Annotated in this window: 29 protein-coding genes; all 29 read right to left on the minus strand. The window is 60.8% G+C overall.

Features of this window, described 5'->3' with window-relative positions:
- Nucleotides 1–187: 187 nt before the first annotated feature.
- Entirely contained in the window at nucleotides 188–505 is a 318-nt protein-coding gene (locus tag QX126_RS16115; protein ID WP_315739998.1) for a hypothetical protein, read from the minus strand.
- The gene (gene thyA, locus QX126_RS16120; RefSeq protein ID WP_315782202.1) at nucleotides 502–1,434 is read right to left on the minus strand and encodes a thymidylate synthase; all 933 of its coding nucleotides are present in this window, start codon (nucleotides 1,432–1,434) and stop codon (nucleotides 502–504) included. The genes QX126_RS16115 and thyA overlap by 4 nt, the downstream gene beginning before the upstream one ends.
- A complete protein-coding gene (locus QX126_RS16125; RefSeq protein ID WP_315782205.1) occupies nucleotides 1,431–1,640 on the minus strand; it encodes a hypothetical protein in 210 nt (69 codons plus the stop codon). Before QX126_RS16125 ends, thyA begins: the two co-directional genes overlap by 4 nt.
- Before the next feature lie 12 nt (nucleotides 1,641–1,652).
- Nucleotides 1,653–2,111 (minus strand): hypothetical protein, encoded by a 459-nt coding sequence (locus tag QX126_RS16130; RefSeq protein WP_315782207.1) that lies wholly within the window; start codon nucleotides 2,109–2,111, stop codon nucleotides 1,653–1,655.
- A gap of 211 nt (nucleotides 2,112–2,322) precedes the next feature.
- A complete protein-coding gene (locus QX126_RS16135) occupies nucleotides 2,323–2,712 on the minus strand; it encodes a hypothetical protein (RefSeq protein ID WP_315782209.1) in 390 nt (129 codons plus the stop codon).
- Nucleotides 2,713–2,777: 65 nt separating this feature from the next.
- Entirely contained in the window at nucleotides 2,778–3,161 is a 384-nt protein-coding gene (locus tag QX126_RS16140; protein ID WP_315782210.1) for a nucleoside triphosphate pyrophosphohydrolase family protein, read from the minus strand.
- A gap of 48 nt (nucleotides 3,162–3,209) precedes the next feature.
- Nucleotides 3,210–3,545 (minus strand): hypothetical protein, encoded by a 336-nt coding sequence (locus QX126_RS16145; RefSeq protein ID WP_315782212.1) that lies wholly within the window; start codon nucleotides 3,543–3,545, stop codon nucleotides 3,210–3,212.
- A complete protein-coding gene (locus QX126_RS16150; RefSeq protein ID WP_315782214.1) occupies nucleotides 3,545–4,210 on the minus strand; it encodes a TerC family protein in 666 nt (221 codons plus the stop codon). The genes QX126_RS16145 and QX126_RS16150 overlap by 1 nt, the downstream gene beginning before the upstream one ends.
- Nucleotides 4,211–4,275: 65 nt before the next feature.
- Nucleotides 4,276–4,713, minus strand: coding sequence for a Tellurite resistance protein TerB (locus QX126_RS16155; RefSeq protein ID WP_315768578.1), 438 nt, complete (start codon nucleotides 4,711–4,713; stop codon nucleotides 4,276–4,278).
- Nucleotides 4,714–4,965: 252 nt separating this feature from the next.
- Nucleotides 4,966–8,427 carry an adenosylcobalamin-dependent ribonucleoside-diphosphate reductase gene (locus tag QX126_RS16160; protein ID WP_315782216.1) on the minus strand — a complete coding sequence of 1,154 codons (3,462 nt, stop codon included), beginning with the start codon at nucleotides 8,425–8,427 and terminating at the stop codon, nucleotides 4,966–4,968.
- Nucleotides 8,424–8,702, minus strand: a complete 279-nt coding sequence (locus tag QX126_RS16165; RefSeq protein WP_315782218.1) for a hypothetical protein — start codon at nucleotides 8,700–8,702, stop codon at nucleotides 8,424–8,426. The genes QX126_RS16160 and QX126_RS16165 overlap by 4 nt, the downstream gene beginning before the upstream one ends.
- A complete protein-coding gene (locus QX126_RS16170; protein WP_315782220.1) occupies nucleotides 8,699–9,040 on the minus strand; it encodes a hypothetical protein in 342 nt (113 codons plus the stop codon). Before QX126_RS16170 ends, QX126_RS16165 begins: the two co-directional genes overlap by 4 nt.
- 196 nt (nucleotides 9,041–9,236) lie before the next feature.
- A complete protein-coding gene (locus tag QX126_RS16175; RefSeq protein ID WP_315782221.1) occupies nucleotides 9,237–9,785 on the minus strand; it encodes a hypothetical protein in 549 nt (182 codons plus the stop codon).
- A complete protein-coding gene (locus tag QX126_RS16180; protein WP_315782223.1) occupies nucleotides 9,778–9,957 on the minus strand; it encodes a hypothetical protein in 180 nt (59 codons plus the stop codon). Before QX126_RS16180 ends, QX126_RS16175 begins: the two co-directional genes overlap by 8 nt.
- A gap of 82 nt (nucleotides 9,958–10,039) precedes the next feature.
- Complete coding sequence (locus tag QX126_RS16185) at nucleotides 10,040–10,306, minus strand: hypothetical protein (protein ID WP_315782225.1); 267 nt, start codon at nucleotides 10,304–10,306, stop codon at nucleotides 10,040–10,042.
- Entirely contained in the window at nucleotides 10,293–10,445 is a 153-nt protein-coding gene (locus tag QX126_RS16190) for a hypothetical protein (protein ID WP_315768563.1), read from the minus strand. The genes QX126_RS16185 and QX126_RS16190 overlap by 14 nt, the downstream gene beginning before the upstream one ends.
- Nucleotides 10,442–10,846, minus strand: a complete 405-nt coding sequence (locus QX126_RS16195) for a hypothetical protein (protein ID WP_315782226.1) — start codon at nucleotides 10,844–10,846, stop codon at nucleotides 10,442–10,444. The genes QX126_RS16190 and QX126_RS16195 overlap by 4 nt, the downstream gene beginning before the upstream one ends.
- Complete coding sequence (locus tag QX126_RS16200; RefSeq protein WP_315768559.1) at nucleotides 10,846–11,352, minus strand: hypothetical protein; 507 nt, start codon at nucleotides 11,350–11,352, stop codon at nucleotides 10,846–10,848. The genes QX126_RS16195 and QX126_RS16200 overlap by 1 nt, the downstream gene beginning before the upstream one ends.
- Before the next feature lie 4 nt (nucleotides 11,353–11,356).
- Complete coding sequence (locus QX126_RS16205) at nucleotides 11,357–11,557, minus strand: hypothetical protein (protein ID WP_315782228.1); 201 nt, start codon at nucleotides 11,555–11,557, stop codon at nucleotides 11,357–11,359.
- Nucleotides 11,547–12,341, minus strand: coding sequence for a hypothetical protein (locus QX126_RS16210; RefSeq protein WP_315768556.1), 795 nt, complete (start codon nucleotides 12,339–12,341; stop codon nucleotides 11,547–11,549). Before QX126_RS16210 ends, QX126_RS16205 begins: the two co-directional genes overlap by 11 nt.
- Before the next feature lie 36 nt (nucleotides 12,342–12,377).
- Nucleotides 12,378–13,346: a YqaJ viral recombinase family protein gene (locus QX126_RS16215; protein WP_315782230.1), complete on the minus strand. Its 969-nt coding sequence runs from the start codon at nucleotides 13,344–13,346 to the stop codon at nucleotides 12,378–12,380.
- A 17-nt stretch (nucleotides 13,347–13,363) separates the two neighbouring features.
- Entirely contained in the window at nucleotides 13,364–14,062 is a 699-nt protein-coding gene (gene dnaQ / locus QX126_RS16220) for a DNA polymerase III subunit epsilon (protein WP_315782232.1), read from the minus strand.
- A 15-nt stretch (nucleotides 14,063–14,077) separates the two neighbouring features.
- Entirely contained in the window at nucleotides 14,078–14,719 is a 642-nt protein-coding gene (locus QX126_RS16225) for a hypothetical protein (protein ID WP_315782234.1), read from the minus strand.
- Nucleotides 14,709–15,299 carry a hypothetical protein gene (locus QX126_RS16230; RefSeq protein WP_315768549.1) on the minus strand — a complete coding sequence of 197 codons (591 nt, stop codon included), beginning with the start codon at nucleotides 15,297–15,299 and terminating at the stop codon, nucleotides 14,709–14,711. The genes QX126_RS16225 and QX126_RS16230 overlap by 11 nt, the downstream gene beginning before the upstream one ends.
- Nucleotides 15,280–15,636 carry a hypothetical protein gene (locus QX126_RS16235; RefSeq protein ID WP_315740025.1) on the minus strand — a complete coding sequence of 119 codons (357 nt, stop codon included), beginning with the start codon at nucleotides 15,634–15,636 and terminating at the stop codon, nucleotides 15,280–15,282. Before QX126_RS16235 ends, QX126_RS16230 begins: the two co-directional genes overlap by 20 nt.
- Nucleotides 15,637–15,639: 3 nt before the next feature.
- Nucleotides 15,640–16,029, minus strand: a complete 390-nt coding sequence (locus tag QX126_RS16240; protein ID WP_315782236.1) for a hypothetical protein — start codon at nucleotides 16,027–16,029, stop codon at nucleotides 15,640–15,642.
- 169 nt (nucleotides 16,030–16,198) lie between these two features.
- Nucleotides 16,199–16,813, minus strand: a complete 615-nt coding sequence (locus QX126_RS16245; protein WP_315782238.1) for a single-stranded DNA-binding protein — start codon at nucleotides 16,811–16,813, stop codon at nucleotides 16,199–16,201.
- A gap of 61 nt (nucleotides 16,814–16,874) precedes the next feature.
- Nucleotides 16,875–18,386, minus strand: a complete 1,512-nt coding sequence (locus tag QX126_RS16250) for a DnaB-like helicase C-terminal domain-containing protein (RefSeq protein WP_315782239.1) — start codon at nucleotides 18,384–18,386, stop codon at nucleotides 16,875–16,877.
- 270 nt (nucleotides 18,387–18,656) lie between these two features.
- The gene (locus tag QX126_RS16255; RefSeq protein ID WP_315782241.1) at nucleotides 18,657–19,589 is read right to left on the minus strand and encodes a helix-turn-helix domain-containing protein; all 933 of its coding nucleotides are present in this window, start codon (nucleotides 19,587–19,589) and stop codon (nucleotides 18,657–18,659) included.
- Between the last annotated feature and the right edge of the window lie 12 nt (nucleotides 19,590–19,601).

Raw genomic sequence — 19,601 nt, forward strand, 5'->3', positions numbered from 1 at the left:
AGCGTGGTGTAATGCTTGCCTGCGATCGTTTCATAGGTGAGCCGGCCGCGAGCGATCTCTCGACGCAGTCCGGCCAGCTTCATCGACCCGTCCGGGAAGGCGAGTCTTGCTGCCGTCTCCAATCTCAGCGGAGTGTTGGGCCCGATGAGGTCGACATTACCAACTCCATTGATCTTTGGTAGACCAGTCATTTCTTACTCCCGAACACCTGCTCAATAGTTGGTTCTCTGGTGTCGACCGGTGCAGTCCAACTCCTCGTCCTTGGATGAACATGCCCCTTCACTTGGAAGGTCTGCTCCTGGCGCGCTCGATTAAGCTTGGCCACCAGGACCCGGAAGCCAGCCAGGACGGCTGCATCATGGCTGCGGAAAACGTCTCGCTTGCCATCCTGACCATTGACCCACTGCGGCTGGTCGCCTGGGATACCGAAGGTCGCGTGATAGAGACCATCGATATCCCGATGCGGGACCGCCGCAGAGTAGAACGAGCTTGCTACCTTCGTCATACGGACACGTCCGCCTTGATCGATGGGTGCGGGTCGTAGCCGTAGAGGACGATGTCGTCATATGTGAACCCGAAGATGTCCATCCGGGCTGGGTCGAGTCCAACCTTCGGCAATGGTCGCGGCTCTCGCGTTAGCTGCATCTTCGCCTGCTCCAGATGGCTCAGGTAAAGGTGCGTGTCGCCGAACGAATGCACGAAATGACCCGGCGCCATGTTGGTAACCTGCGCCATCATATGCGTCAGCAGCGCATAGGACGCGATGTTGAAAGGGACGCCGAGAAACACGTCTGCCGAGCGCTGATATAGCTGGCAGTCGAGGTATCGCGAGGGGTATCGATTCACGCCCAGGAACACCTCGGGGTCGTCTACCTGATCAGCTGTGACGCCTGCGAATTGGAGGCGCTCCTCCAACGTCATCGGCCTGGTATTGAACTGGAACAGGCAGTGGCAGGGCGGCAGTGCCATCTGATCGACCTCGGCCGGATTCCAGGCTGAGACGATCAGACGTCGCGAGTCCGGATTGCGCTTGATCATCTCGACGACGTTGGCGATCTGGTCGATATTGCGTCCCGTGTACGTGACGTAGCAGGCATCCTGCATGTGGTCTGGCGCTCGATCGTATGCCGGCCATGACCGCCATTGCGCGCCGTAGACCGGGCCCAGATCACCGTTGGCATCCGCCCACTCGTCCCAGATGGTCACGCCGTGGTCGTGCAGGAATTTGATGTTGGTGTCGCCACGCAGGAACCACAGCAGCTCTATCGCGATAGCCTTGAACGGCAGACGCTTCGTGGTCAGCAGTGGGAAACCCTCTTTCAGGTCGAAACGCATTTGGTGACCGAAAATCGACAATGTGCCCGTGCCGGTGCGATCGCCCTTCTGCACGCCTTCGGTGAGGATCTTCTGGAGCAGGTCGTGGTACTTTTTCATGCTGCGGCAGCCTCCTGATCTTTGGTCCAGGGCAGAGCCAGGCGGTCTGCTTCTTCCTTGCTGTCGTACGGACCAGCGGCGTCGCAACAGCCAGCCTCAGTGCCATCCGCATTCATGTCGATGTGGAGGAGCCACCATCCAGCCTGGTCCTCACCGACCTCCTCGGGCGGGAGGAATTTGACGATGGTCTTGCTCATGGTTGTCATGATTGAACTCCCTCAGCACCAGACCACGTCGAACAGGGGGTCTGTGATTTGCGAACGGACCCACTTGCGCATGCGGTTGAAGCGATCTTCTGGGGTCTCTCGGCGCCACCGCCGTTTGTCTTCGAGCCACTCGCCTGTCGAACCGCACTCGTCGTTCATCCAGACGATCTCGCGAGCCAGACAGTCGGCGATATCGAACTTGCCGGCGACCGTGTCGGAGTCCTCAGGATCGATGCTGGACATGTCGACACCGCGAACCTTGCCGGCGGCTCCGATAGCGCAGACCGCGCCTTCCTGCTCCAACTCGTCGGCGATCAGGCGCTTGCAGATCATCCCGTTCATGCCGATCAGGATGTCTCGAAAAAGGGACTGGCCGCGCTTGCCGCGCGTGGCACTGGCAACCATGCCGCGGTACCGGATGAAGCCCCACTGATCATCGTCGCAATCCTCGCTGTATCCCGACCTGCTCATGGCTCGCTCCGCGCTCTGAAAATGGACAAAATGAAAGAGGACAGCCGCCCGTAGGCGGCCGTCGATTGCATTCAAGCAAACGCCTGGGCGTCAAAAGAACCAGCGGCTGATCGGATAGCCCTTGGTGATCTTGACGGCGCTCGCGATGATCGTGAGCAGGCCGATTGCATCGAGAACGTGGTTGGCGAGAAAGACGCCGAATACGGGCATGTCAGGCCTCGATTGTTGCCGGCAAGCCGGTTTCAGGGTTGTAGGGTTGATCGGGCCGGCGGGAGAGCCGGGTCGGATCTTCGCCGTTCATCAGCAGGCGCTTGGTCTCCTGGATGAGGAAGGCAACACCGACGATGATGTTCGGGATATCGCCCCCGTAGCTGCGGAATCCGCTCCATCCCTCGGGATAGATCTGCGGCGGTCCGTCGAAGGCGGCCTCGTCACCGTTGCGGCGATCGAACACAGCATCGAGCTGACCGACGCCTGCTTCGAATAGCTCGCCGTTACCGACGTCCCGGCGGGTGTCGAGCGCACCCCACATCTCGTTCTGGCGGCTGATCTCGGCGAAGATCAGTTCGTAGGCCTTGGCCTCTGCCTGTTTCGCGTCCAAGGTTCTCTCTCCTGTTTGCATGTGACGTTATTTGCATTCAAGCAAACGAAACGTCAAGCGAAATGTCAGCGATCGTCGCCGTCGCCCTGGAGTGTGCCGCGATCGACGCGACCGCGCAGCTCACTGATGTTGGAGAGCGCGATCTCGCCGAGGCTCATGCCCATGCCGTGGGCCAGGGCCGCGAGATACCACAGGTTCCCGCCCATCTCCTTGACGATGGCCTTCTTGCGCTCCTCGGTGAGGATGCCGCCGTCATCGCGGAAGATCTTCTTGACCTTGTTCTGGACCTCACCGGCCTCGCCGAGGCCGAGCGCCGGATACCAGAGCTTCATGTCGTCGCCGTATGCGATCGTCTTGATGGACTGCTCCTGGTAGAGGTCGAATCCGTGGATCAGCTCTTCGGCTCTGATCGGCTCCTGGGTATCGATGTTGGTGTTCACGATGCTCATTTCTTCTCCTTCACGATGGCCATGGCGGCCTTGATGTGCTCGCGCCGCTCAACCGTGACGTCCATTTCCAAACCTCAGTTCGTCAGCTAGGTCTTCGAACATGCGGACCACCTCCTTCTGGATGCGGCCTCGCTGGTCGTTCCAGTCGAATGGTTGCTTGCCGACCTGGCTCTTGATGAGGGGCACGAAGCGCGCGTACGCGCCTCGGTCTTCGATGCCAGCGGCTCTTCTGATGCAACCCTCGATGTCAAAGGACCGCGCCATCTCGCTGAATACCGGAACCGGCTTTCCGTTGCGGTCCCTCGCAAGCGTCTTCTGCGTCCAGCGCCCAGGCTTGGAGAACATCAGCAGACAGCGCTCGACGATCTCCAGCTCGGTGAGCATCAGACTGTCGGCACTTCCTTGGCCTTGTCGATCTGACGGTACAGATGGACGATCCATCCTGCGGTGACGACGATCATCAGGCCGGTGAAGGCATTCGGACCCCAGGGCCACGGATACCAAGGATCAGATCCGATGATGCCGCCAGCAACCCAGCCCAACAGGGCTGCGCCGGCCCATTTCAGGGCAGGGAAGCGTTCGATCATCATCGAGATGATAGCGCTGCCGGCGATCACGAGCGGGATCGACAGGAGGACGCCGATCGCCATCAACCCCACGTGACCGTGTGCGAGTGCCGCGATCGCCATGACGTTGTCGGTGCTCATGGTTGCATCGGCGATGGCGATGGTCGTGATCGCTGACCAGAGGGTCGTGACCGGTTTCTCGCTGACATCGTCATCGTTGACGATGATCAGCTTGATGGCGACCCAGAGCAGATAGGCGCCGCCGAGGATACCGAGTGCAGGAACGTCGAGCAGGCTGTTGGCGACCGTGGCCATCACGACGCGGAGTAGGATAGCCACTGCCGTGCCGCCGATGATTCCCCACTTCTGCTGGTCCTTCGGCAGCTGCCGGCTGACCATGGCGATGACGAGGGCGTTGTCGCCAGAGAGCAAGAGGTCGACCCAGACGATACCGAGAAGCGCGACCCAGAACAGGTGGTCCATGAAAATCTCCAGTTCAAGAAAAAGGGCGGCCCCGAAGGACCGCCCCGTTCAAATGAAGCGCCGGATCAGGCAGCGAGCAGCTTGTTGTCGTCGACGTTGAGCGCCTTGCCGATATCGGCGAGCACGACGCGCTCCTGGTCACCGATGCCGTCCTGGTCGGCCACGTCGGCGGCGATCAGGAACACGTCCTGGCGAGCGGAGATGTCGCGGGTCATCAGTGCCTCGATGGCGCGCTTGTTCTCCATGCGGCCGGCGCGGCTCTTGGCGCGGGCGAGGGCGGCGTTGAGAGCCTCCTCGATCTGCGAGGCGGAATAGGAAGCCGACACGATCGGGTTTGCCAGCATGCCGGAGATCGCAGCATTGATCTCGGCGTCATCGATCGAGCCATCCGCCGCGGTGACGTTGGCAGCCGCTGCAGCGACGCCGGCCAGGAAAGCCTTGTCGCCCGTGTAGCTGTTGATCGCCTTGTCGGCCTGCTTCAGGAGATTGGAGAGGAAGCCCATGTTTCAGTCCTTTGGTTCGGTTGCAGGCTGCCCGCCTGCGTTGGTTTGCATTACTGCAAGATTTGCATTAAGGCAAGCAAAAAAGCGAACGGACCCGTAGATCCGTTCCGTTCTTGTCGTCTACGGCTCACATGTCGTGGATGCCGTAGTCGTTCTTCCCACAGCGAGGACAGGTCCATCCGTACCCGCCCCAGCTGTCGTCGCTGACCCGCTTGTGGTCAAACACGACACAGATGAGACGCTTCAGCCAGCTCATGAGCATCCCGTGGTCTCGCCACAGGTGTCGCACTTCAGGCAGGTTCCGTTGCGGACCATCGTGACATTCCCGCATGAGCCGCAGGTGTCCCCGGTGTATCCCTTCAGCTTGGAGACGGAGCGCTTATCCAGCGCACTGTCGACAGCCTTGGTCGCAGCATCGACAGCCTTCTGCACGTCAGCACCAGCAGCGATGTTGACGACGACGGTAGCTTTGCCCTTCACCCCATCTCCGATCGCGGTGTGGCCGCTCTCTTCCGGAGTGACGTGCGCCAGATCATCGCGACCGAGATAGTTGATCGCGATATCCCGGAACACGAAGTCGATGATCGAGGTGGCGTTCTTGATGCGATGATGCTCCTGGACGAACCCGGAAGGCTCGAACCGGAAGAACGTAAACGCATCGACGAACTCCTCCAGCGGCACGCCGTACTGCAAGCCGAGGCTCACAGCGATGGCAAAGGCATTCATCACCGACCGGAAAGCAGCGCCTTCCTTGTGCATGTCGATGAAGATCTCGCCCAGCCGGCCGTCCGGGTATTCCCCGGTCCGCAGGTAGAGCTTGTGCCCGCCGACGATCGAGCGTTGGGTATAGCCGTCCCGCTTGTGGAGCAGCTTCTCCCGCTTGCGCACGATCTTCTCGACGACCTGGATCACCGTCTTGGGCGATTCCTCGACGATCTCCGTCTCATCGACCAGAGCCGCCGACAGCGGCTGGGACAGCTTCGAGCCGTCGCGATAGATCGCGTTGGCCTTCAGACCCAGCTTCCACGACAGCATGTAGGCCGCCTTCACGTCCTCGATCGTTGCTTCCGAGGGCATGTTGATGGTCTTGCTGATCGCGCCCGAGATGAACGGCTGCACTGCCGCCATCATCAGGATGTGGCCTTCGGTCGAAATGAACCGAGTGCCCAGCTTGCCGCACTTGTTGGCGCAGTCGAAGATCGCGTAGTGCTCCGGCTTGAGATGCGGAGCGCCTTCCAGCGTCATCGTTCCACAGACCGCGACGTTCTCCGCCTCGATCTCATGGTCTCCAAACCCGAGCGACTTCCAATCCGCCACGAAGCGGATATCGAAGGCAGTTCGGAGCTGCTCAACGCTGATCGTGATGTCGGCCCCACGTGCCGCGCCCACGAACCTGGGAGAGAGTTTCCTCACGTCGCCGGTCGCGTACGAGACGATCTCGTTGATCTCGCTGCTGCGATAGCCGAGGCGTTCCAGCGCCGGCCTCACGGCCTGGTTGATGATCTTGAAGTAGCCGCCGCCGGCCAGCTTCTTGAACTTCACCAGTGCGAAATCAGGCTCGACGCCCGTGGTGTCGCAATCCATGACCAGGCCGATCGTGCCGGTTGGCGCGATGACTGTTGTCTGGGCGTTGCGGAAACCATAGGCCTCGCCCATGTCGACCGCCCGAGCCCAGATTGCAGACGCACGTGCCGGCAGATCAGCCTGCGGGCAGTTGTCCCAATCCAGCGACACCGGCTTGATCGTGAGCCCCTCGAACGACGTGCTGCCATTCTCCGCCGCCGCATAATGGTTGCGGATCACGCGCAGCATCGCCTCGCGGTTCTCCTCGAACTTGACGAACGGACCCATCTCCTGCGCCATCTCGGCGGAGGTGAGGTAGGCCGTGCCTGTCATGATCGCCGAGATCGATCCAGCCAGAGCCCGAGCCTCCTTCGAGTCGTACGCCAGACCCATGGTCATCAGCAGACCGCCGAGGTTGGCGAAGCCGAGGCCAGTGGTGCGGTACTCGTAGGAGAGCAGAGCGATCTCCTTCGACGGGAACTGCGCCATGTAGATCGAGATTTCGAGTGCGATCTGGATCAGCCGACAGGCGTGGATGAACGAGTCCGTATCGATTTCGCTGTGGTCGGTTCGCGACGGATCGTTGATCAGGAACTTGATCAGGTTCGCCGATGCGAGATTGCACGCCGTGTCGTCCAGGAACATGTATTCCGAGCATGGATTGGAGGCGCGGATGTCGCCGCCGGCCGGGCACGTATGCCACTCGTTCATCGTGGTGTTGAAGTGCAGGCCGGGATCGGCCGACTCCCACGCCGCGCGAGCGATGGTGTCCCAGAGATACGTGGCGTCGACCGTCTTTACCGTCTTGCCGGTGGTGCGGCCGATCAGGTTCCACTTCGTGTCCAGTTCGACCGCCTTCAGGAAGTCGTTGGTCACTGACACCGTGTTGTTGGCGTTTTGGCCGGACACGGTCTCATAGGCTTTGGACTGCCAGTCGAGATCGAACTCCTCAGCGTAGAAGTTCTCACCCTGCTCGGCGAGCTGGATCACACGGTTGATGTAGGTGTCAGGTATGAAGGCCCGCCTGGCGACCAGGATGGCTTCCTTCATGGACGGAGTGTCACGGCTCTCGCCGTCGCCCCAGGCTTCCCAGACCTTCTGCAGCAGCCTTTTGGCGGCCTTGGAGCCAGCCACCAATGCTGCGACCTTCTGCTCCTCCTCGACCTTCCAGGTGATGAACTCCTCGACGTCCGGATGGTCGACATCCATCACGACCATCTTGGCAGCTCGCCGCGTTGTTCCGCCTGACTTGATTGCGCCAGCAGCCCGATCGCCGATCTTGAGGAACGACATCGCGCCGGACGATGTACCGCCGCCGGACAGCTTCTCGCCGCGGCCACGCAGGTTGGAGAAGTTGGTGCCGGTGCCGGAGCCGTACTTGAACAGGCGAGCCTCGCGGACCCACAGGTCCATGATGCCGCCTTCCTGGATCAGGTTGTCATCGATCGACTGGATGAAGCAGGCGTGCGGCTGTGGGCGCTCATAGGCCGAGGTAGACGCCGCCACTCCACCGATTATTGGCTTCTTGAGTTCGTATGCCTTGCCGTCCTCGACCATGATCTCGGTGGCCATGTCAGGGTCGAAGTAGAAGTGACCCTGAGCCGGACCGTCGATGCCATAGGCCCAGTGCAGGCCGGTGTTGAACCACTGCGGAGAGTTGGGCGCGAACATCTGGGTGGCCAGCATGTAGCGCAGCTCGTCGAAGAACGCGCGGGCGTTCTCTTCCCGCTCTGCCAACAGACCTTCCAAGCTCGTGAACTGGCTCATGGTTCCGGAGGAGAAATAGCCGCCCTTCCAGCCCCAGTATGTCCAGCAGCCGGCGAGGCGTTCGAACACCTGCTTGGAAGACGTCTCGGAGCCACGCTTCACCTCGAAAGCGGTCAAGCTCTTGTCGGCGACAGAGCGCTGCAACCACGCTGGCACGCCATCCTCACTGACCTTTGTCAGCTTGTAAGGCACGCCGGCCTTGCGGAAGTATTTCTGCGCCAGGACGTCAACGGCGACCTGAGACCAAGCGGCCGGGACCTCGATGCCCTCCATGCGGAAGACGACAGAGCCGTCCGGGTTCTTGATCTCGCTGACGCCTTTGCGCCACTCGATCATGCTGTACGGATCGACTCCGGCAGTCGTGTATCGTCGCTCAATTCTCATTCGGCACTCGCGCAGTACGGCCAATCGGCCGGAAGGGGGTCATACTCGTTGGTGGGTTTGGATGGTGCCGACCAGGTCTCGACCTGGTAGACGTTGCCCGTTGCAGTCCGGAAGACGTTCGGCTCGATCTCTTCCATCACCTTCGCGGTGTAGAAGAACCAGCCATCGCGATAGCGACCCTTGGTGTCGCCGTAGATCACGCCGCGCAGGTTGAACCCGCCCGCGTCGATGGCGACACGCTGCGCCTTCCGGATGCTTGCTGTGATCGCGGTCATCCGCCGCGCTTCGTCGAGCGGTAGGGATAGGTCTTCGAATAGTCGATCCGCATCTCGCGCTTGACCGGGAAGAAGGTGACCGGCAGCTTCGACAACTGCTGCATGATCTCCTTGATCTGATCCTGCTGCGTCTTCGGATCGAGCGGCACCAGCTGCTGCACCAGCTCGGTGATGTGGCTGCGCTCGAACTTGGTCAGGCACCGCGTCGCGCGGGTCGTGCTGCCAGCCGCGGCATATTGAAACTTCGGCTTGACCTTGCGTCTATCCTGCTGCGTGGTGATGAAGTGCAGCGCCTTCGTCAGCCCCATCGATGTGTCTTCGACTCGTAGAGCGTCCATGTCGTCCTCTCTTTGGTGAACCTAAATTGTCTGGAGCCGCCGGATTTGGCGTCTGATCTGCTGCCGAACGAAATTGTTGGCGTATGGCGTGCGAGGCGTTGATGGAAAAACGGTCGAGTACCAGGCGCCGCGGAAAAGGAAGTTGACCGTCCGATGCTTGGCGCTGTGGCCAAGCCTGAAGTCCTCGATCTCTCCCTTATCCTTCAGGATCTGAACCTCCTGCTGGACCTCTCGGACCTCTCTTTTCATGTTGCTTGCCCCGCTTCGGAAAAGGCCGCTTTGGCCATGCTTTCTTGGGGCGCCGCGGCGGCTGATCGACCTCCGCATCAAGGTCAACCTTCGCCAGCATTCGACGCCTGAAATCCTCGGTCTCTTTCGCGATCCGCTTGGTGCGGGCGATCTCGGTGACGTCGCCGCGCGCCAGCTCGCCGTGCGAGCCGAACGTCTTCTTCGCGTGACAGTCCTTGTGCTTGCCCTCGATGAAGGCAGGATCGTTCGCCCTCGGCGTCGTATCCTTGGCCTCAGCGTCCCAGCACCGCAGTCCCAGCGCGGGGATGTGGTCGAACTCGCAGTTCTCGATCTTGCCCAGCCGCTCACCGCACTTCGTGCAGGCGGCGTTCTGCTGCAGGATCACCTGCAGCTTCACCTTGTCCGGAATGGCCTTCCGGAAGCCCTTCGGAGGAGCAAGATCGAGGACGGTTTGCATCCTCTCGTAATATTTGCATTCAAGCAAACGGTCAAGCAAATGTTTTGCGCCAGGTTTCGCGTCCCAGATTGGTGATGTGGCCGTCAGGCGTGAGGAACGCCTTACGCACCATCGCATCGAAGGTGCGCTTCATCCGTCTGATCGGCAAGATCGGAAGGGCCGAGCTGGTGTCGTCCATCCAGCACAGGTAGGCAGGGGCATGCTCATCCATGAACCGCTTCTGGGCTTTAGACAGTCTTGGCGATCTCGGCATTGTCATTGTCCGCTGCGGCGCGATTGGTCATCAAGCTTGATCATTTGAGTGCCCTCATCTCGATCTTGATGGTGGTGAGGTTGTTTCCGACCAGATAGGCGAGCAGCCGCATCGCCGATATGCGGCGGACCCGTGTGCCGGTGTTTGGGTTGACGTTTACGATCTCGCTCCGAGGGAACTTCGGTGGAGCCTTCCATCCCTTCGGAGTCGTGATCAGCACCGCGGCCTGTTCGACAGGCCAATTGTGCGCCGTGGAGAAGTTGATGTTCTCCACGCATCTCACGGCCAGCTCGTCAGCGTTGTTCATGCGGCGTCCATTTCACCCTTCCGGTCTCGATCCGCCGTCTGAGCATCCGGAAAGCATCGCCCTCTGACTTGGCGAGGAACACCCATTCCCCGCCCCAGAAACCAGTTGGAAGGCTGATGATCGGCCGGTAGACCTTCATGCTTTCCACTTGATCTTCGCCAGCTCTGCCTTCACGCGCTGGATCACGCGGTCTGAGAAGTTGTCAGGATGCCGCTTGTCCGTGATGATGCCGTCCGTGATCTCGACATCGTCATGCAGATCGAACGCCGTGTGCGGATTGTCAGCATGCCACAGGCCATAGAAGTTGCGGATCGACATGCCAGCGAACGTCAGGCAACCAGCATGAGCAGGATATTCATCTTTGGAGCGGAACAGCCTTGGATCCGGCAAGTGCCAGCTCGCTGGGTCGAGCCAGCGCTTCACCGCGACCGGATCTGCGCTCACGCGGGCAAGAACATCAGCAACCATGCTGTCCTCGTCCAGATAGGAGCCGTGCCATTCCTGGCTATTGCGCGGCTCGCCTTCCACTACGTTTGCCATCACGCTGCATCCTCGTCCTTGTGGCGCTCGTCGTTGTCATTCGCCGGTTCCTTGTAATTCGCCTGCTTCCTGGCCTCTTTCAGCAGATCGTCCAGGTCGATCCCGGGGAGCAGGTTGGTCTCGATGATGTTCATGGCCTGATCGAAGTAGGCCTTGAACACATCCTCATCCATGGCGTCGTAGGCTGTCGACGACGGGACCATGATGATCTCGCCGGCGACCGTCATGATGGGCTCGACGACGCCGCATCCGACCAACAGGGTCTTGTGCAGACTGTCCTCCGACACGAACAGGTCTGTGTTCTGGACCACCAGTCGCAGAATCACCCGATAGAGCCGGTGCCGCGGCGCATTGCGCTGCTGGACGATGTTGACGCGCAGCAGCTTGTTGACCGGCAGTTCGTCGAACTTCTCGCGGTCATAGTTCGCATAGGGAACAAGGTGCCCATCCTCGTTCTTGACGGCATAGATCCAGGGGTTGCTCGACTTGCTCGATGTCTTGCTCATCTGCTCATTCCCGTAGCTCTCCACCGAGGCGAAGGACCTGCTCCTTGCACGCCTTCTTGAGCCGCTCGATCTGATCGTCCGTCAGGCCGTAGTCGTAGCGGTGATCTCTCTCGGCCGCCCACCAGGCCCGCAGATCATCCGTGCTCTTGGCGAGCGGGATGACCTGCAAGGCGAGCTGGACGTATGCGCGTGACTTAGCCCGCATTCGCTTTGGTCTTGGCCGACTTCAGCTCCTGCGAGCGGTCGCTGGCCTTCTTGCGGATGAGGGCCTCGTCATCCTCGTGGAGCTTCGCCAGATCCTCGGCGAACGCCTTCTCGGCGATGATCTGCATGATCTCCTTGACGGAGTTGGCCTGGGCGATCTGATCCTCCCAGTGGTCGAGGATGGAATCCTGTTCCTTCTCGCTGACGGAAGGTCCACGCTTGGACTTGCCGCCCTTCGAGGATCCGCCCTTGTCAGACGATTTGCCTCCGCGGTCGCCGCGATCCTGGTTGTCGTTGGCGCTGTCGAACTCGTCAGAGCCGCGGAAGTCCTGCTTCAGGTCGCTGACATAGCGGTTGTCGTCGTACATGCCGAGGTGGATGTCGGCAGCGAAGCCGAGCGTGCTGAGCGCCTTCGAAAGCGCGTCCGTGAGGGACTTCTTCGGAGCCTCCTCGTCGGTGTACCAGCCGTTCTTGTTCTTGCCGACGAAGGTGGTCTGACCGAAGTGCTCGATCTCGCCCTTCTTGTCGCCCCACATGTACCAGAGCTTCAGACGCAGGATGTGGACCACATCCTTGTCCTGGCCCGGCTGGAACTTGTCCTCGACGATGGTCCAGCCCCAGCCGATGCCGATCGGGCCGAACATCTTCGTGGCCTTCTTGATCAGGTACGTGGCATTGGTCGCCGTACCCTTGAAGCCGCCGCCGCGATTGAACGACTTGGTGAAGTTGGGGTCGGTCTGTTCGACCTCGTTCCAGATCGCGAGATTTTCGGATGCGTTGCTCATGGTCTTCCTCTTGGTAAAAGGTGAGGGCAGGGGCGGTTAGGCCGCCTCTGCTTCCTCGTTGTTGTCGTTGTCGGCCTTCGCGGCCTTCTTCTTGCCGCCGCCCTTGGCCTTCTTCGGATCCGGCGGGAACCAGGCCTGCTCGTCGTCAATCTTCGCGACCTGATCCTTGTCGCAATCGATCAGCTTCTTGCCGTCCTTCGACAGCTTGACCGTCACGCCCTTGCCAGCCGCCTGGATGGCGTCTTCCGGCATCAGCTTCTTGATGGCGGTCTTGGCAGCCTCATGCTTCTTAGCCGCGGTGAACGTCTTCAGCAGGATCGCTGCCTGAGCGCCCCACTCGTTGCTCTCGTTCATGTCGACGACCTTGACGCGCTCGACCAGCGGCACCTCAATCACCGGGTTTCCGGGGATCCGACCGGTCTCGACGCACTCCCAGAAGTCCTTCTCGTGCTGGAGCAGCTTGACCTGGTAGAAGATGTCCGCCTCGATCTCGACGCGGTACCACTGCGCTGCACCGGTCAGGATGCAGAGCTGCGAGGTCGGCAGACCGGTCACCATCATGTTGTGCTGGCACTGCGGGAAATACTTCTCGATCGCCTTGTCCAACGAGAATCCGAACGGGAACATGAACTTGAACTCGACCATCGAGATGACCGGTCCGGTCTCCGTCTCGCGGACGAGTCCATCCAACGTGGCATGCGCCTTGTCCCAGTCCTCGTAGAAGACCTTGTCCTGCTCGTTGGTCACCCACAGTCCGGTGTCCTTCTCAAACAGGTCGGCGTTCAGAGGCTCGGTCAGGTTGCCGAGGTTGATCAAGATGACCTCGGACAGATCCTCCGGAGCCATCTCGCCGCGCTTCTCAGCCCAGAGGCGTTCGATGGCGAGCTGATCGCCAGACATGATGATCTTGGCGTCCGATCCTCCAACGGAGAAGCGGCGAGCAGCACGGGCTTCATCGGACATGCCGTTCTTGCCCGTGCGCCTGTAAAGGGTGGGTGTGTTCATTGATCTTTCCTTGTTGGCTAAGCTGCGGTCTCGAGTTTCTGGTCGCGATAGTCGAGCCAGATTGCGTCCTTCATCTCGCTGATGAACTGCGCGTGAATGGCTCGGTCTTCGTCTGTGATCCTGGGTGCAAGCGGCACAGGCCGATGTCTGATGGCGACGGGAGCTGCTGCTGAGGACTCTGCGGACAGGTCCAGGGACATTCCCATCTGCCGGCCGCCGCGCAGCTCGCAGTAGACTTCCGCAAGCAACTGGGCATCGAGAAGTGCGCCGTGCTTGTCGCGCTTGTTCAGGTTGATGCCGAACGCCTTGCACAGAGCGTCGAGCGTATGCCGTGAGCCTGGCCGCTTGTCTCGGGCCAGTGCCAAGCTGTCGACGATCTCGTTCGGCAGCGGCGGTAGATCGAGGCGATCAAGTTCGGCGTTGATCATGCCGACGTCGAAGCCGGCATTGTGGGCGACCAGCGTCGCACCCTCGATGAAGGTGAGGAACTGGTTGACCTGCCGGCGGAACGTCGGGAATTTCTTCAGGAACTCGTTGCTGAGACCATGGACCTTGAACGCTTCCTTGTGAACCGGGTGCGTCGGGTTGATGTATTTGTGGAACGTCTTGCCGGTCGGGATCAGGTCGATCACCTCGACACAGCCGATCTCGACGATCCGATCGGTCTTGCGATCTAGTCCCGTGGTCTCTGTGTCGAGGATGATCTCGCGCTTCAAAGCGGTCTCCGTTGATTATGCGGCGCTGCGTGCGCCGATCGAGCTGAACGCGATGCCGGTGCGCTCCTCGAATTTGCGGAGCCGGCTGATGACCTCATCGGCCGTGAATTTGGTGTAGAGACCGTCCAGAGACGGCGCGGTGCCCCTGCAATAGGTCCAGGTCGGCTTGTCGAGCGGCACGATGTCCTCGAACTGCACCAGGACCAGCAGCGTCTCGTTTTGGACGATGCGGATGGTGTGCAGATCCTCGGCGTGCATGAAGTAGGACTCGCCCGTTCCGAACCGGCCGCGCTTGGCCTCGAACAGCTCCTCCTCGCCGGCAAACGTGAACCCGTTGCCGCCGTTGAGCTTGGTGCGATATTCGAACCAGTTGAAGATCTGACCCTGATGTTCCGGGCGCGTTGCCGAGCGAGTGAACCAAACGTTCTCGCTGAGGCCGGCCGCGACATAGGTCTCGAAGTCGTAGCGGTGATTGTGCGGGGCGACGACCTCCGGCAGCTTGGAGATGTCGCCGTCGAAGAAGTACAGCTTCACCGTCTCCTCCGGCGATCGCTGGAGGCAGAGATAGTCGAATCCCTTGACGTGGTAGTCCTTGAACGAATGCTCGACGATCTGATCGACGTCGATTCTCTTCGGCAGCGGCAGATCATGCTGCATGGTTCAGCTCCTGAAATGAGAGGCCGTGACCCGGCACGATGCCGAGATCGTTCTTGAGGCCGGTCAGAATGAAGCCGACCGTGCGTTGTCTGATTTCGTAGGAGGCCTGCCGGTTGCGAGACTTCCGCGTCGGGCAGTAAAGTCGATGCACAATCTCGGCTTCCCCGCCGCGTGCCAGCGCGACAGCTGCCTTAACAAGGCGATCTGCCAGTCTTGCGGCGTTGCACCACCGCATCCACGACAGAACGCCAAGAGATCGTTCAACATCGTCTCTCTGGGGGGAGACCTTGGTCTGTCCGTCATAGGGCTTCATCGCACTGAGGAGGCGGATACGCTCGATCACGAGCAGCTCGGCACGCGACATGCCGACCATGTTCCAACCGCCCGAGCGGTTGCCGGAAGTCAGCCAACGGCGTTCCTGGTCTGGCGTCTTGTCGATCACTTCGATCGCCTCGACCAGAAGCTGCCAGATGACGTCACTGTGCTTTGCTTGATCGCCCCTCAGCTCGAAAGCCAGCTGGGCACCGTGCGCCAGCCAGCTCAGAGCATTCGTGCGATCCTCAGGCGAGGACGAGGTCATGCGGTGTGATCTTCTTGCCCGTGATGTCGCTGCCGAAAGCGGGCTGCCGGCGGCGGGTTGCTCGGTATTCGAAGATGTTCGTGCCGATCCGCTTCTGCGTGAGCAGGAGGTGACCATCCTTAGCGTCCTCCAGGACGCGGTCGGCGAGAACGTTGAGGGTTGCGAGACGGAGTCGCTCGTTGCCGCGCAGCACGTCGGTCTCGGGGATCACGACCTGGCGGTCGTACTGGAGGTCACCGCTCCAGTAGACCAGGACGTCGCCGGCAGGCGCTGCCTTGAGCCAGTCGTAGTAGTCCGAGAGGGCGCCGGGAGAGACGTCCAGGACTGTGCGAGCCATGGCTCAGTCCTCGCCTTCGCTGCGGTCCTCGTGGACCATGGTGGCGTAGAGGCCGGCGAGCGACGTCACGTCCTCGACGATGGAGCCGAGCTGGTCGAGCTGGTGGGCTCGCGAGGCGGGCTCGTCGCTCAGCTCGAAGTCCGGCTCGAACGCGATGGTCAGCTCGCCATCCTCGTCCTCGACGTCGAAATCGTCCTCGGCGAGGATTGTCATGAGTTCACCGAGAACCTCTTCGAGCGGAGGGAAGCCGGACATGCCGGGTTCAGCACGAGTGGCGCCATCGAGGCAGATGCCAGGCGGACAGGAGCACTCGCCGTGCTCGGCCGCTTCCTGGGCATGATGCGCGTCGAACAGCGAAGCCATGCCGTCCGACGAAACCTGGAAGATTCTCATTTGCTTTTAGCGCTCCCGTTGGCATGCATGCAAATCAAAAGACAGAGGGGCGCCCCCCTGCACGCCAACCAAGTAGGAGGCGCCCCCCGCATTTTCCCCGCTCGACGGGGAAGCTCAGTAGAACTCACCGCACCTCAGGCGGGTGAGGATGTCGACGGCCTTCTGGCTCTCAAAAGGGGATGTCGTCGTCCATGTCGTTGTTGCGCGACGAGGAGCGGCTCGACGAGCGCGAGGAGCCCCTGTCGTCATCCCGACCACGATCGTCCCGGGACGAGCTGCGGCTCGCCGAACGACCGCCACCGCGATCGTCGCCACCGCGGTCATCGTCGCGGGAGCGGCTGCGGCTTCGACCACCCTCGTCAGCACCGCGTGAGCGGCCACCGCCATCATCATCGCGGCTGCGCGAGCGACCACCGCGGTCGTCGTCATCACGTCCGCCGCCGTTGCCCTTCGTGGACAGCATGGTCAGCTTGTCGACCACGATCTCGGTCGAGTAGCGATCCTTGCCATCTTGATCTTCCCACTTGCGGGTCTGGATCTTGCCGACGACGTGAACCTTGTCGCCCTTGGACAGATACTGCTCGATGACCTTGATCAGGCCTTCCTGCCAGACCTGGCAGTTGTGCCACTCGGTCTTCTCCTGACGCTCGCCGTCCCGATCCTTCCAGGTCTCGGAAGTGGCAATCGAGAAGTTGCACACCGACTTGCCGTTGCTGAGGTTCTTCACCTCAGGATCCTTGCCGAGATTGCCGGCGAGGATCACCATGTTCACTGAACCTGACATCTATGGTCTCTCCTTTTCCAGTTTGCACTACCATAGCGTTTGCATTCATGCAAACATTTTTTCAAAAATCGAACTTGCGAAACAGGCTCGCTCGATCGTCGAAGGTCAGATCCACGGTGCCGGTCATGCCGGCGATCCGCTTCAGCCTCACCTTTGGGATGATGATCTGACGTTCGTTCGGCGCCTCTGCCGCGCGCTCGGGATCAGCGTTGACGACGATGCCCAGGTCCGCCTTGTTGGCCCAGTGCGCCGAGTCTGAGATGTTGTAGAGACCTGGCGTGACCTTCGGGTCCAGCTTGGTCGGGTGAGCCACGACGATGACGCAGACGCCGAATTGCTTTGCGAAGCGCTTCATCTGCTTGATAGCCTTTCCAACGTATTCAGTCAGCGACACGCTTGGCGGCCTGGTATGCTCCAGCTCATTCCAGGGATCGATGATCAGCAGCTTCACGCCGTCCCGGAAAACCGCGGCAGCCGCCGTGTCCAGGACGAACTTCAGGTCGATATCGCCTTCCATCGAGTCATCGTAATCGATGAACTGGAAGTAGCGCTGAACGAATGCCGTCGCACGCAGCTTCTCCTCCATCGACCAGTCCTCGCGAGGCTTGTCGAGGAAGGCGGTCATCAGCTCGTGGGCCAGGAACGGCTTGACGTCCTTCTCGCCTGAGAAGATCGCGACCGGCCATTTGTGCCGCTTGGCGAGCAGCACGGCGCACTGGTTGATGAAGGTCGATTTGCCGACGTTCGGGATGCCGGTGGCAACGACGAACTGGCCGGGGTAGAACTTCATGTGCTTGTCGAGGATGTCCGAAATCCCGACCTCAGCCATCGGCGGGATCTCAACCTCGGGATAGTCGCTCAGCCGGAACAGGCCCTTGACCGGCCACGGTTTGGCGTTATCGATCAGCTCCCGCACCTTCTCGGCGCCGAGGTACAGCTTGACCTCGTTCATGTCCTTGCAAGCGCGCTTCTTGCCTCTGCGCTTCTTGTCCGGAACGACTTCGTCCTTCGGGTATTCGACCCAGAGGCACTTGGCCGCGCCCAGCCGGCGCACCAGCTCCTTCGCGAGCCGGCCGCCGGGCTCATCGCCATCGACGGCGATGATGTGGTGCTTGACCCGCTGTAGCGCGTCCATCAGCCGGCCCATGAACGAGAACTTGTCATCGTCCTCGGGGTCGATGTCCCGATCGTCATCCGGAACGTGGATCAGCTTGCCGTTCTTGTCGCGAGCCGGCGGCGCTCCGTCCGGCACCGAGACGCAGGTGTCGTAGCCGGACAGCAGCACGGCGTGGCAGTCAGGTTCGCCCTCCGTCCAGATGAGCGATTCCGCTCCGGCTTCGAGCCGGTTCATGATCGCCTCGTCCCAGAAGATCCTCGCGTTGTAGAGGGTCTTGGCAGCGTTCCGCTTCTGCATGAAACGGCGCTCGCCGTCCTGTGCCCAGCGGTACTTGCAGTTGACCTCGACGTCGCTCTCTTCGAAGTAGGGCCAACACAGAACCTTACCGTCCGGGTCCGGAACGACGATGACCTTGTCCTGCCCATCGCGCGAGAGAGTCCCGCTGTAGAGCCCCATAACCACCGCCAGTTCGGGGCACAGGCCTCTGTCCTCCAGTCCTCTCGCGTGCTTCTCGCTTAGCATTCTCTCCGTCACTCCATGCGCAATGGTGGCAATTCCAGACGACGCCTCGGTCGTCGATCTTGACGCTGAGGCATCGGATCTTCTTGTGAGCCCCCTTCCTCGTGTGCGAGCACATCGGACAGAGTGTGTACTGGTTGCCGAACTTCAGGGACCTGAGCTTGATACCGTGCTCAGCCAGCACCTTTCCGACATCGACGCCGGCCATCAGATCGCCACCGTGCGTCGTGCCAGGACCCGGCGATGGCGATCATCGGATGACTCCGGCGGCATACCGTCTTCGTCCGACCACCGGCCCTGGTTGAGCCAGGTTGTCGGATGCATGACGAACCGGCGACGATCCGGATCACGGAGGTCTCGACGCACGTCCGGACTGTTTGCGTACCGGCGCATGCCTTCGATGATGTCCTTGAACTCGACCTTGTCGGCCTTCTCGATCCGGGCGAGCTTGGCCAGTGCAGCTTCCTTGCCGACTTTCTTGGCAACAACCGCCCAGAACTGCTCCTCGTAATCCGAAGGCCACTCCGCCGTCCGTCGCTGCTTGCGACGTGGTTCTGGTTTCGGTTCTGAGTCTGGTTCTAGTACACGGTTATTGTTGTCGGCCTCGCCGACACCCCTTGTCGGCGTATTTGACAGGGCTCGTCGGGGAGGCGGATACCCCCTGTCATCGTCGCTGACACCCGGTGTCGGGGAATTTGACACCCCCGGTGTCGGGGTATTTGACAGGGGGTCATCATCATTGATGCTCTCCTCCAGCGCCGCCGGCACGTTCAGCCGGTAGACCTTCGAGCGGAATCCGCCGTTGTCGTAGTAGCGCTGGGTGGAGGTGATGAGGTTGAGATCTTCCAGCTTGGTCAGTGCGGTGCAGACCGTCTGCCGGGTCAAGCAGGACTTGACGGCGATCGTGCTCTGCTTCGGATAGGTCTCGAACTTCTCGTTGGCGTAGTTCGCCAGCGTGATGAGGACCAGCTTGAGGGTGGGTGTGAGATCCGCGTCGACAAGGTCGAACGCCCAGGTGAGTGCTCTGAGGCTCATGCGATGTTTCTTGTTGGCTGTCGCCAGCTTGACGGCCGGCGAGGGGTGATGTATTTGCCTGAATGCAAATGCAAAGGCAAGCCACGAGATGTGGTGATGCGGCAACACCGACACCCA

Origin of the sequence: Bradyrhizobium sp. SZCCHNPS1003 (assembly GCF_032381555.1) — a bacterium.
GTDB lineage: Bacteria > Pseudomonadota > Alphaproteobacteria > Rhizobiales > Xanthobacteraceae > Bradyrhizobium.